This is a genomic window from Aeromonas allosaccharophila (assembly GCF_016026615.1).
Taxonomy (GTDB): domain Bacteria; phylum Pseudomonadota; class Gammaproteobacteria; order Enterobacterales; family Aeromonadaceae; genus Aeromonas; species Aeromonas allosaccharophila.
In genome coordinates, this window is the sequence record NZ_CP065745.1 from 4,516,316 (window position 1) to 4,527,543 (window position 11,228).

At 60.9% G+C, this 11,228-nt stretch carries 7 protein-coding genes and 1 riboswitch; of the genes, 3 read left to right on the top strand and 4 right to left on the bottom strand.

Features of this window, described 5'->3' with window-relative positions; translation table 11 throughout:
• The first annotated feature begins 58 nt into the window (after positions 1-58).
• Together I6G90_RS20775 and I6G90_RS20780 are read left to right on the top strand one after the other, a co-directional pair.
• Complete coding sequence (locus tag I6G90_RS20775) at positions 59-2,164, top strand: TonB-dependent hemoglobin/transferrin/lactoferrin family receptor (RefSeq protein ID WP_197929043.1); 2,106 nt, start codon at positions 59-61, stop codon at positions 2,162-2,164.
• A gap of 290 nt (positions 2,165-2,454) precedes the next feature.
• Entirely contained in the window at positions 2,455-3,609 is a 1,155-nt protein-coding gene (locus I6G90_RS20780; protein ID WP_111805191.1) for a 3-phenylpropionate MFS transporter, read from the top strand.
• 77 nt (positions 3,610-3,686) lie between these two features.
• Here the strand turns inward: I6G90_RS20780 and I6G90_RS20785 are convergent, their stop codons facing one another.
• The 3 genes from I6G90_RS20785 to I6G90_RS20795 are packed head-to-tail and all read right to left on the bottom strand — an operon-like array spanning position 3,687 to position 5,752.
• Positions 3,687-4,904, bottom strand: a complete 1,218-nt coding sequence (locus I6G90_RS20785) for a hypothetical protein (protein WP_197929045.1) — start codon at positions 4,902-4,904, stop codon at positions 3,687-3,689.
• Between the two features lie 7 nt (positions 4,905-4,911).
• Positions 4,912-5,121, bottom strand: coding sequence for a helix-turn-helix domain-containing protein (locus I6G90_RS20790; RefSeq protein ID WP_042656491.1), 210 nt, complete (start codon positions 5,119-5,121; stop codon positions 4,912-4,914).
• 7 nt (positions 5,122-5,128) lie between these two features.
• Positions 5,129-5,752, bottom strand: coding sequence for a DUF2975 domain-containing protein (locus I6G90_RS20795; protein WP_197929047.1), 624 nt, complete (start codon positions 5,750-5,752; stop codon positions 5,129-5,131).
• A gap of 224 nt (positions 5,753-5,976) precedes the next feature.
• Here I6G90_RS20795 and I6G90_RS20800 point away from each other — a divergent pair, with 224 nt between their 5' ends.
• Entirely contained in the window at positions 5,977-9,432 is a 3,456-nt protein-coding gene (locus I6G90_RS20800) for a hybrid sensor histidine kinase/response regulator (RefSeq protein WP_197929049.1), read from the top strand.
• A gap of 124 nt (positions 9,433-9,556) precedes the next feature.
• On the opposite strand, the gene I6G90_RS20805 is transcribed toward I6G90_RS20800, so the two are convergent.
• Positions 9,557-10,792 carry a GGDEF domain-containing protein gene (locus I6G90_RS20805; RefSeq protein ID WP_197929051.1) on the bottom strand — a complete coding sequence of 412 codons (1,236 nt, stop codon included), beginning with the start codon at positions 10,790-10,792 and terminating at the stop codon, positions 9,557-9,559.
• Positions 10,793-11,106: 314 nt separating this feature from the next.
• Positions 11,107-11,194: riboswitch (cyclic di-GMP riboswitch) on the top strand.
• The last annotated feature ends 34 nt before the right edge of the window (positions 11,195-11,228 follow it).

Here is an 11,228-nt window from a genome sequence, read left to right on the forward strand (position 1 = left end):
TGTCGAGAGCTGGGTAATATGCGGCCTGTTTGATAACAGTTCTCAATAAGGATTCGCTGTGACCCATCATAACGCACTCTCTCTGGTTGCCCTCGCCGTGGCGGCCGGTCTCTCCTCCCAGGTCTTTGCTGCCACCCAGAAGGCGGATGAAGTCGTGGTCGTCAGCGGCTCACGGATGGAGCAAAAACTGGAAGATGTCTCCGGCCCCATCTCGGTGATCACCGCCAAGCAGATTGAAGAGCAGGTCGTCACCAATGTCGCCGACCTGTTCCGCTACGAGCCCGGTGTGACTGTGCTCGGCGGTCAGGGGGATGCGCAGACCTTCGTCATCCGCGGCATGGGTGAAAACCGGGTCAAGGTGGTGCGCGACGGGGTGCGCCAGAACGATGCCTACAGCAAGGGTGGTGTCGGTCAGAGTTACTTTGATACCGACATGATCAAGCAGGTGGAAGTGGCCAAGGGGCCCGCTTCTGCGGCCTACGGCTCCGATGCGCTGGGTGGCGTGATTGCCATCACCACCAAGGATGCCAGCGACTTCCTCAAGGGCAAGGATAGCTATCTGGATGTGACCAGCGGTTACGCCTCCAGCAGCCACCAGAAGATGGCGGGCTTTACCGGCGCCCTGCGCACCGGCGAGGTGGAGAACCTGCTGCGCTACACCTGGCGCGATGGCGGGGTGACCCAGAATTACGACTCCAGCAAGAACGAATTCGATGTCGGTACCCACGCCCTGCTGCTCAAGAGCAAGTGGAACCTCTCCGATGAACAGTTCCTCAAGCTGACCGTTGACTACCTGACCGATGGCGAGGAGCCGGATGCGGTCAAGCTCAACAAGGTCGGTACCGGCACCGCCCGCGTGTTCGATCAGCCCATCACCGACAAGCAGACCGACAACCTCTCGCTGGTGCTGGATCACGGCATCGCGCTGAATCAAGGCTGGGCCGATCGGATGGATAGCAAGGTCTACTTCGGTCGCACCAAGCAGACGCTGGATCAGTACGCCTCGTCCAAGTATCCGGTCAGCCCCGGCAACCCCTATGTGACCAAAAACTCGCTGGATCACAACGTGTTCGATCAGAAGAACATCGGCGCCCAGTTGCAGTTCCACAAGGCGGTCGCCAACCACCGCCTGGCCTGGGGGGCTGAATACGAGCACACCGACAACGAACGTACCCGTTACAAGGGGCCAACGACTCCCGGTGATTTTGTCGGCTACAACGAGCTGAGCTTCCCGGCCACCACCAGCGAACGCAGCGCCCTGTGGGCCTTTGACGAGATCAAGTTTGGCGAGCGCTGGGTGCTGACCCCGGGTGCCCGTTATGACTACTACCGGATGACCCCGGACAACGATCCCGCCTACACAGGCGACAAGCTGCACAAGTTCTCGGAAGGGGAGCTGTCACCCAAGTTGGGTCTGGTGTTCAAGGCGCACGAGGCGGCCAACCTGTTCGCCCAGTACAGCCACGGCTTCAAGGCCCCCATGTATGACAGCGCCTTCTCCACCCTGAACCACCAGGCTTACGGCTATCGCATCGAGCCCAACCCGAACCTCAATCCGGAGAGCAGCGACGGCATCGATCTCGGGGTTCGTGGCAACAGCCACGGCTTTAGCTATGAAGTGGCCAGCTTCTACAACAAGTTCGACGATTTCATCGAGATGGTGGAAGTGGGTCAGCAGGGGCGCACCGCCGTCTACCAGTACCAGAACCTGAGCAAGGCGACCACCAAAGGGGTCGAAGCCAAGGCGGATTACTGGCTCCACGATATCGTCAATGTCTGGGGTAACCTGGCCTACATCGAGGGCAAGGATGGGGATGGCAACTACATCAACAGCCTGAGCCCGCTGAACGGCTCGGTCGGTGTGCGTCTGGAGCAGTCCCAGTGGAACTTCAACACCGCGCTGCGCTTTGCCGACGACATGGACAAGGTGCGCAAGGATGCCAAAGGCAACGATTACGTGAAGAGCGCTGGTTGGGGTGTGGTGGATATGTACGCCCAGTTCAACCCGATGACCGATCTGCAGCTCAACGTCGGGGTCTTCAACCTGTTTGACAAGGAGTACACCAGCTACGAGCGCATCGCCGGTCGTGCCGAAGGCTCCGATAACAGCCTGATGACCGAACTGGGCCGCAACCTGAGTGCACGGGTCAAATACGTATTCTAAAGAGCAAACAACAGACGCAGATGATCAAAGGGGCTTCGGCCCCTTTTTTGCGGCCGCCATGTTGTGACGATGCAGCAGGGCAGATGTCTGCCTAAAAAAAGAAACCCGCCATGGGCGGGTGGAAGGATTGCAACACTAACCAGGAGGAGGTGTTATCAAGTAGACCCCGCTTCTGCGGTAATGGTTCAATTTTATTGAAGTTTTTTCGTTTTCTGCGCAGGGTTTCCATCGGGATCTGTGGGGGCGGATAGGTTATCATTCTGCTCCCGTCATCCGGTTGCAGAGGATCTATGCCCGCGTTCTCCTGGTTAGCGCTCTTTTTCGGCGCCTTCTATTTCGTCTACGGCGCTTACTTGCCGTTCTGGTCGCTCTGGCTGGAGGGGGTGGGCGTCAGCGCCGAAATGATCGGTCTGTTGCTGGGGGCGGGGATGGCGATCCGCTTTGCCGGCAACCTGATGGTGATGGGGCAGATCAAGGGGGCGGGCCATCTGCTACCGGTCACCCGATTGCTCTCCCTGCTCAGTCTGCTGGCGTTTCTCGGCTTCTACCTCAGTCATAACCTCTGGTGGCTGGTGGGCTTGACTCTGCTGGCGAACTTTATCTATCCGACCCTGATGCCGGTGGGAGAGGCGCTGGCGACCCGCATGGTGGTGCAGGCCCACCTCGATTACGGCAAGGTGCGGCTGTGCGGTTCCTTTGCCTTTATCGTCGCCTCGACGCTGGTGGGGGCGTTGGTGGGTAACTTCGGTAGCGAGTGGATTTTGCACACTATGGTGGCGGGGCTGGTGCTGATGCTGCTGCTCAGCTGGCTGCCGCTCTATCCGGCGCCACAGGATAGTCAGGGCGAGCGCGCCAAGGCCTCTTTGCTGGCAACCCTGCGCAGCGCCCCGGTGCGCCGTTTTTTGCTGCTGACCGCGCTGCTGCAGGGGAGCCATGCCGCCTATTACGGTTTCAGCGCCATCTACTGGAAGGCGCAAGGGTATAGCGGCACCATCATCGGCTATCTCTGGGCGCTCGGGGTGGTGGCGGAGATCTGCATGTTCGCCGCCGACAAGCGGTTCTTGCAGCGCTTTGGCGCCCAGAGCCTCTTTATCGCCGGTGCCATCGGTTGTGTGGTGCGCTGGGTATTGCTGGGGGCCTCGACCGAGCTATGGGTGCTGGTGTTGGGTCAACTGCTCCACTCGGTCACCTTTGGCATGAGTCATCTCGGGGCGGTGCGTTTCATGACTCGCCAGCTGCCTGCCGAGCAGTTGATCCCGACCCAGGCGCTCTATGCGGCCCTTGGCCTCGGCATGACAGTGGCGGCCCTGATGGCGATTTGTGGCGTACTGTTCGAGCCTATCGGCGGTGGCATCTTCTTCCTGATGGTGCTGGTGGTGTTGCCGGTGTTCTTCCTGCGGCTGCGCCCCTTTGCGCCCTCTGCACAGGAGAGTGCTCCGGCCTGATACCGCTCTGTCTGAATCATCATCTGGAAAAAGGGAGAGCCACGGCGTTCCCTTTTTCGTTGCTGTGGTTTGCGGCTTTACTGCTGCTCGCCAAGATAGCGGCGGCTGAGACGTCGCCAGGTATCCGAGCCGATGGTGCCTGCAAGCCGCTCATTGGCGGCGGCATCAAAGCGGCCATCCGGCAGCCAGCTCAGTTGGGGTAGCAGTCTGGCCAGGGTGGCGTCATTGTGTTGCAGCTCCCGCTCCAGCGCTTCCCAGAAGGCGCTCCCCTTGACGTAAAAGAGCGGGTAGTAGGAGCGATCGCCAGCTATTACCTCGCGGGCCGCCTGATAGAGGCCGCTCTCGCTATGGGGCAGCTGGTTGCCCCGTTCGGCCAACTCGTTGATCGCCGTGACCTGATGCAGCCGAAAGCGGCGCAGTGCCTTGATGGCGAGGTACTCGGCGAGGCTCTCGTTGACCCAGGTGGGCTGTGGAGCAGCACGGCGAGCGCTGAGGATGTGTACCGCCTCGTGGGCCGAGGTGCGCAGCAGGCGCAAGGGGGCCTGTGGCGTCGGTTTGCCATGCATGGTGGGGTAGTTGGCGACAAACACCTGATCCCCGGCTGCGCCGCCGAGGGAGCGGGTCGCCACATCCCGCCCCAGCCATACCAGTTGCCACGGGTGAGTGGGCGGAGCCACATCGAGCTGGAAGGCCAGATAGTCGATGATCTCATTCAGTTGCTGCTGCAGGGCTGGCAGATCGAGCTGATTGGCGGTCTCGTCATGGCTCAGCACCAGCCGCGGATCCGGCTTGGTGACGGGCACAGTTTGCAGACCAAATGGCAGGATCAGCGGTGGCTGGTTGACATCCGGCAGTGATTGGCAGCTGCCATCCGGCAGACAGACCTCCCCTTGGCGGCTCCCGAGCTGGCGCACAAAGTTACCCCATTCGGTCAATAGCCACCGGTTGGGGGCAAACAGCAGCGACTGTTGGGCCGAGGCATCCGCTCCCAGTGCCGGAGCCGGTGTGAGGGTGATCTGCCAGCCAACCTCTTTGCAGGAGAAGGGCTGGTTGAGGGCAACCGGCTGGTTGTCTGCAAGGCAGACCAGCGCGGGGGAAACCGGCGCGGCACTGCCCGGCAACTGGCGGGCGGGGAGCAGGGTAAAGGGGGGCTCGCCCTGCATGGTGAGGCGTACTTGCAGCACATTGGCGCTGGCGCCCTGCTCGATAAGGTAGCGGGGGCCGTTCGCGCCATCGGCGGCGCAGGCCCACAGTGGCAGCAGCCACAGGGCAAACAGGGTGATATGACGACTCATAAGGGGGTTAGCGCTCCTGCTCGTAGCCCAGCAGATCGCCGGGCTGGCATTTGAGTTCACGGCAGATGGCCTCCAGGGTGGAGAAGCGCACCGCCTTGGCGTGGCCATTTTTGAGGATCGAGAGGTTGGCTTCGGTGATGTCGATGCGCTGCGCCAGTTCGCGAGCGGTCATCTTGCGGTCGGCCAGCAGGGCGTCGAGGCGGATGATGATAGGCATAGGATCCTCACACCGTCAGTTGCTGTTCGTCGGCCAGCAGCTTGGCCTCGCGCATCACCAGTGCCAGCGCCAGTACGATAAGTCCCGCCAGCAGCAGCCGGAAATCGGACGAGCTGATGGAGACGGAACCATGTATTTCGGGGCCGCTCATGGTGAGGACGGTATCCAGTAAGGGGGTCTGGATCAGCTCGACCAGGAAGGAGACGCAGAGCAGCACTCCGATCTGCCGGTAGCGGCGGATCTGCTCGAAGGTGAACAGCAGGCCGTGGCGGTAGCCGCGAAACAGCTGGCGCAGTTGCCATAGCATCAGCATGAAGACCAGATCCGGCAGCAACTGCACCAGGGTGCCGAGCAGCCGGTTGGCGGTGCGCAGCGGATAATCGGCCATGGTAAGCGGGGGCTCTGGCAAGCGGTCGAGGGACGGTGTTTCACTATGGGCCAGCGGTACGCCGTTGAGAATGTGCGAGCCGCTGCTGTGGATGATCTGGTTGAGCTCCTCTTGCAGCAGGTCATTGCCGCCAAACAGGTGGGACCAGGTCTCCATCAGGGTAATGGTGGGGGTGGCGAGCAGGGCAAACAGTAGCAGCCACTCGATCAGAACGCTCAGGCGTTCGAGTTTGGTCGTTCTCATCATGAACCTCATGGTGGGTGCCATCCCGCTGGCGAAATGGCTTGAAGTTTATTGTTTATCAATATGCAGATGGGCGAATGTTTATCGTTTTACGATATTCAGTCAAGGCAAAACTTATTGAAAAACGATAATTTCAATCTGTCCGCAGGGGATGACTTTTGGCTGCCGCCTCTCTAGACTGGCGAGGTTGTATACAAAAACTCAACATGGACAAGGAGTTATCGATGCACCAGGGATGGCTGCTGATCGGATTGTCGCTCACCTATCTGGGGCTGCTGTTTCTGATCGCCTTCGTGGCAGACAAGCACAAACGGCACCGTCTCAAGGGGCAACCGCTGCTCTACAGTCTGTCGCTGGCGGTCTACTGCACCTCCTGGACCTTCTTCGGCACAGTCGGGCAGGCGAGTGAATCCCCCTGGTCGCCGGTACCCATCTACCTTGGCCCCATGCTGGTCTTCCTGTTTGGCTGGCGGCTGCTGGCCCGCCTTATTCTGGTAGCCAAGCGCGAGCACATCACCTCCATTGCCGACTTTATCGCCGCCCGTTACGGCAAATCCCAGCGGCTCGCCATGGTGATCTCTCTTATCGCCATCATGGGGATCCTCCCCTATCTGGTGTTGCAGCTCAAAGCCATCGTCACCGGGCTGGATCTGCTGATGGTCAACAGCGGCGGCATCAGCCCGACCAGCAACACCAGCGAGCTGGCGCTTGGGGTCACTCTGCTGCTGGCGCTGTTCAGTATCCTGTTCGGTACTCGCCATCTCGATGCCACCGAGCACCACAGGGGGATGGTGGTGGCCATCGCCTTCGAGTCGGTGGTCAAATTGCTGGCCTTTATCGCGGTGGGGGGCTTCGCCCTCTGGCTGATCTTGAGCAAACCCGGCGTTGCCCACGAGCAGGTGACCCGCGACTTCTTTGCACAGGTGATGGCGGTGAGCCCCGGCAATCTGCTGGAGCTTGCCATCTATACGGTGCTGGCGATGTGCGCCGTCATCTGCCTGCCGCGCCAGTTTCATGTGACTGTGGTGGAGAACAATCAGGGGCAGGATCTGCACTGGGCGCGCTGGATCTTCCCGCTCTACCTGTTCGTGATGGGGCTCTTTATCTGGCCGTTGGCGCTGGCGGGCAAGCAGTGGGTGGGGGCCGACATGGCCTCCGACACCTATGTGATCAGTCTGCCGATGGCCCTCGGGTTTGATGGCATGGCGATGCTGGCGTTTCTCGGCGGCACCTCGGCGGCCACCGGCATGGTGATCGTCTGCACCATCGCGTTGGCGATCATGGTGAGCAACGATCTGGTGCTGCCGGTGCTGCTGCGCCGCTTCTGGCGGCAGGGGCGCGACGAGCGGCTGGTGCGGCTGCTGTTGCAGGTGCGCCGTGGCGCCATCCTGCTGATCTTGCTGGCGGCCTGGGGGCTCTACCTGTGGCTCGGCGATCTCACCAGCCTCTCCCGTATCGGCTATCTCTCCTTTGGCGCGGTGGCGCAGTTTGCGCCGGCCCTGCTGCTCGGCCTCTACTGGCGCCACGGCAATCGCAAGGGGGTCTATCTTGGGTTGAGTCTCGGGGTGAGCCTCTGGTTCGTGACCCTGCTGGTGGAGAGTGGCTTGCTGGCCGGTTCACCGCTGGCCGAGCTGCTGGCGCCACCGGACTGGCCCGCATTTCGCGAGCTGAGTCTCGGGGCCTGGTGCATCTTCCTGAGCCTGCTCTTCAACCTGCTCGGCTATGTGGCCGGTTCCTTGTTGTCTCGCCCTGCAGTGAGCGAGCGGCTGCAGGCGGCCAACTTTGTCGGCAAGCCGAGCCGCGATACCGCCGCCCTTTATCAGGCGCGGGTTTCGGTCAAGGAGCTGGAGATGCTGGCGGCCCGCTTTGTCGGCTCAAGCCGGGTCAAGCGCGCCTTTGGCCGCTTCGCCGGTGAGCGGGGTGGCACGCTTGCTCCGCAAATGCAGGCCTCGGCCGAATTGATCGCCCACACCGAGCGGCTGCTGGCAGGGGTATTTGGCACCTCGTCGGCGCGGTTGGTGCTCGCCTCTGCCCTGCAGGGGCGCAACATGCAGCTCGAGGAGATCGCCACCATTGTCGATGAGGCCTCCGACGTGTTTCGCTTCAACCGCGGCCTGCTGCAGGGAGCGATCGAGCATATCGGGCAGGGGATCTCGGTGGTGGACAGGGAGCTTCGGCTGGTGGCCTGGAACCGCCGTTACATCGAGTTGTTCCACTATCCGCCGGGGCTTATTCAGGCTGGGCGTTCCATCGAGGAGATCATCCGCTACAACGCCCAGCAAGGGCTCTGTGGCCCCGGTGATATCGAGGACCATGTAGCGCGGAGGGTCGCCTTTATGAAGCGCGGCAGCGCCCATATCTCCGCGCGGGAGCGCCCCGACGGGCGGGTGATCGAGATGCAGGGCAACCCCATGCCCGCTGGCGGCTTCGTCATGACCTTTACCGACATTACGCCGTTTCGCGATGCCGAGCGGGTGCTGCGCGAAGCGAACGAACATCTGGAGGCGCGAGTGGCCGAGCGCACCCACGAGCTCTCCGAACTTAACCGCCAGCTGCTGCTGGTGAACCAGCAGGTGGAGCGGGCCAACCACTCCAAGAGCCGTTTTCTGGCGGCGGTCAGCCACGATCTGACCCAGCCGCTCAATGCCGCCAAGCTGTTTACCTCCTCCTTGCTGGAGATGCTGCCCGCGGCTGGCGAGCAGGCTCGTATCGCCCGCCATATCGACGATGCGTTGGGGGCGACCGAGGATCTCATCACCGATCTGCTCGATATCTCGCGACTCGAAGCGGGCAAGTTCAAGGCCAAGAAGCTCGATTTTGCCCTGCGCGATTTGTTCGACAACCTCAAGGCGGAGTTTGGCGTGCTGGCGCAGGCGGGGGGGATCCACTTCTCGGTGGTGGAGAGCAAGCATGCGGTGCACAGCGATGTGCGGTTGCTGCGCCGGGTGCTGCAGAACTTCCTCACCAATGCGTTTCGCTACAACCCGGGCGGCCGGGTGCTTCTCGGTTGTCGCCGGATGGGGGAGAAGATCCGTATCGAGGTGTGGGATAACGGCCCCGGCATCCCGCAGGACAAGCAGGAGGCGATCTTCGACGAGTTCTCCCGTCTCGATCACTCCCGCACCGCCAAGGAGCAGGGGCTTGGTCTGGGGCTCGCCATCGCCCGCGGCATCTCGCAGGTGCTCGGTCATCAGCTCACCCTGCAGAGCTGGCCGGGCAAGGAGTCGGTCTTTGCGGTGACCCTCAATCTGGCGACCCGGCCGGTCACGGCCCATCAGCTGGCGGCGCCGGTAGTGCGCGACAGCCAGCTGGAGGGGGTGACCGTGCTCTGCATCGATAACGAGCGGGACATTTTGACCGCCATGAGCACCCTGCTCGGCCGTTGGGGCTGCGAGGTGCGCTGCGCCGTTGATCTGGCCGAAGCCGAGACGCTGGTGGCAGAGGGGTTTGTGCCAAGGCTGGTGCTCTCTGACTATCACCTCGACGATGGCAAGACCGGTCTGGCGGCGCTGGCTGCCCTGCAACGGGTGTGTGGTGATGAGCTGGGAGGCATCATCATCAGCGCCGATCGCAAGAGCGAGTTGCAGGCGCAGATCCGCGAAGGCGGGTATGGCTACATCAGCAAGCCGGTCAAACCGCTCAAACTGCGGGCCCTGATGAACAGTCTGCTGCTGCGGTAGTGGCTGCGACGGCAACAACTCCTTCACTGGCAAGGCGACTGGCAAGGTGAAGGGGGCCTGGGAAGATGGGCTAATGGATTAGCGCGACATCGGCAACAACCGGATGGAGGCTGGCCCTTGCGGGCTAGTGATTGATGCTCTCCCCGATAGCTGGCATCTGTGCCGCCTGCTGCTCCTTGCGGCGCCGCTTGTGTTGATACATGGCTGCATCGGCCCTGGCAAACGCGGCTGCAAAGTCGCCGCGATAGGGGGCCATCCCCATGCTGCACGAGATAGTGGGTGAGGCGCTGGCCAGCATGGTCGCCAGCATAGTCATCGCTTGTTGCAGCTCGGTCGGAGCCAGAGTGGTGAGCAGCACAAATTCATCCCCGCCAAAACGGGCGGCAATCACTCCCTGACCGAAGTGCTGGCGTATGCCGTCCGCGATCAGGCGCAGGGCCTGATCACCCGCCAGATGGCCGCAGCTGTCATTGAGTTGCTTGAGGTTGTCCATGTCGATCAGCAGCAGGGTGCCTTCCGGCTGTGCCTGCAGAGCGAGTTCGAATTGCTGGCGATTGGCGAGGCCGGTCAGCTGGTCGGTATTGGCCAGCTGATAGATGCAGCGGGACTGCTGATAGATGGTGATGGCGTGGCGAATATCCCGCGCCAGAATTGCCATCAGGTGGCTGTCGTAGCGGGTAAAGGCATGGCGTTTGCTGCTGTCCATATTGATCATGCCGTAAAGCTGACCATCGATATGGATCGGGGTCGCCAGCGTGGCCCGGATGGGCAGGTCGCTGCAGTTGACCAGCAGCTCCTTGTCCTGTTCAGACAGGGGCATGGTGGCATTGATCTTCGACAGGTCGTTGATCAGCAGCGTTTTGTTGCAGCGCCCCTGAGTCAGCTTGTACTGAAAAGTGTGCTCGAGCGGCAGATTGATCCGCCGCAGCTTCACCAGATCCATGCCGATGGCCGCTTCATATCTCAACATCCCTGTACCCGGCAGCAGCTTGATCAGGCAGCCCATCTCGGCCCCCGGGATCAACATCACGGCCCGTCTGAGCAGATCCTCCAGAAAGGCCTCTTCGGTCTGGTATTGCGCCGAGTTGCGGGCCAGCTCGGCGGTGATTTCGTTGATCCGGAGCGCCTCACTGAGATGCTGCCACTGGCGCTGCAGATGGTAGCGGTAGTGGCGATAGAGCCAGATGGTGCAGATAAGGTAGCTCTGGAGCAGCAAGGTGCAGGCAAGCGGTGCCTTTTGCCAGCCGTTGAGGCTGTCGAGCAGCAGGATTATCCCCGCCAGTGGCAGTGTGTAGACCGTCAGGCGAACAAATTTGTCGTATCTGGATAGCCGGGTGCGTGAGGGGAGATCGCTGGGCATGAAGGCACCTGATGGTCATGCAAAACGGCGATTATATATTCATACATTGCGATGCAGATGGGTCTTTTGATGTGAAATACGCTTACTGATTGATTTTTATCGTATTGATGTGATTTGGATCAATAAATGGCGCGCCGCCTTCGGTTGGGGATGATGACATTCCTTTCATGCATGAGTCTGTTTATTAAGCGTTAATTCTAAAAGAGTGAGTGAAATGTGAGCTTGGCAACAGCTTGGCTGGCAATGGTCGGATTTGCTTAGCTATCCGAATTACCCTAAAGTTAATCCGCGATTATTTATCGCCAAGAATAAAGTTGTGACAAGGGCAAACCGATTGAAAAGTCGGGACGCAAAGCTTCCGGTCTAAGGGACATATCGACCTAGGATAGCGGGGCCACCACAGAGTTATGCAGGCTGCCTTTGCCAAGGGGTGGCC

Excerpts from the sequence above, each read along its gene's own strand:
- I6G90_RS20780 (WP_111805191.1), top strand. The coding sequence starts at position 2,455 with ATGCCCGCGTTCTCCTGGTTAGCGCTCTTTTTCGGCGCCTTCTATTTC.
- I6G90_RS20785 (WP_197929045.1), bottom strand. The coding sequence starts at position 4,904 with ATGAGTCGTCATATCACCCTGTTTGCCCTGTGGCTGCTGCCACTGTGG.
- I6G90_RS20790 (WP_042656491.1), bottom strand. The coding sequence starts at position 5,121 with ATGCCTATCATCATCCGCCTCGACGCCCTGCTGGCCGACCGCAAGATG.
- I6G90_RS20795 (WP_197929047.1), bottom strand. The coding sequence starts at position 5,752 with ATGAGAACGACCAAACTCGAACGCCTGAGCGTTCTGATCGAGTGGCTG.
- I6G90_RS20800 (WP_197929049.1), top strand. The coding sequence starts at position 5,977 with ATGCACCAGGGATGGCTGCTGATCGGATTGTCGCTCACCTATCTGGGG.
- I6G90_RS20805 (WP_197929051.1), bottom strand. The coding sequence starts at position 10,792 with ATGCCCAGCGATCTCCCCTCACGCACCCGGCTATCCAGATACGACAAA.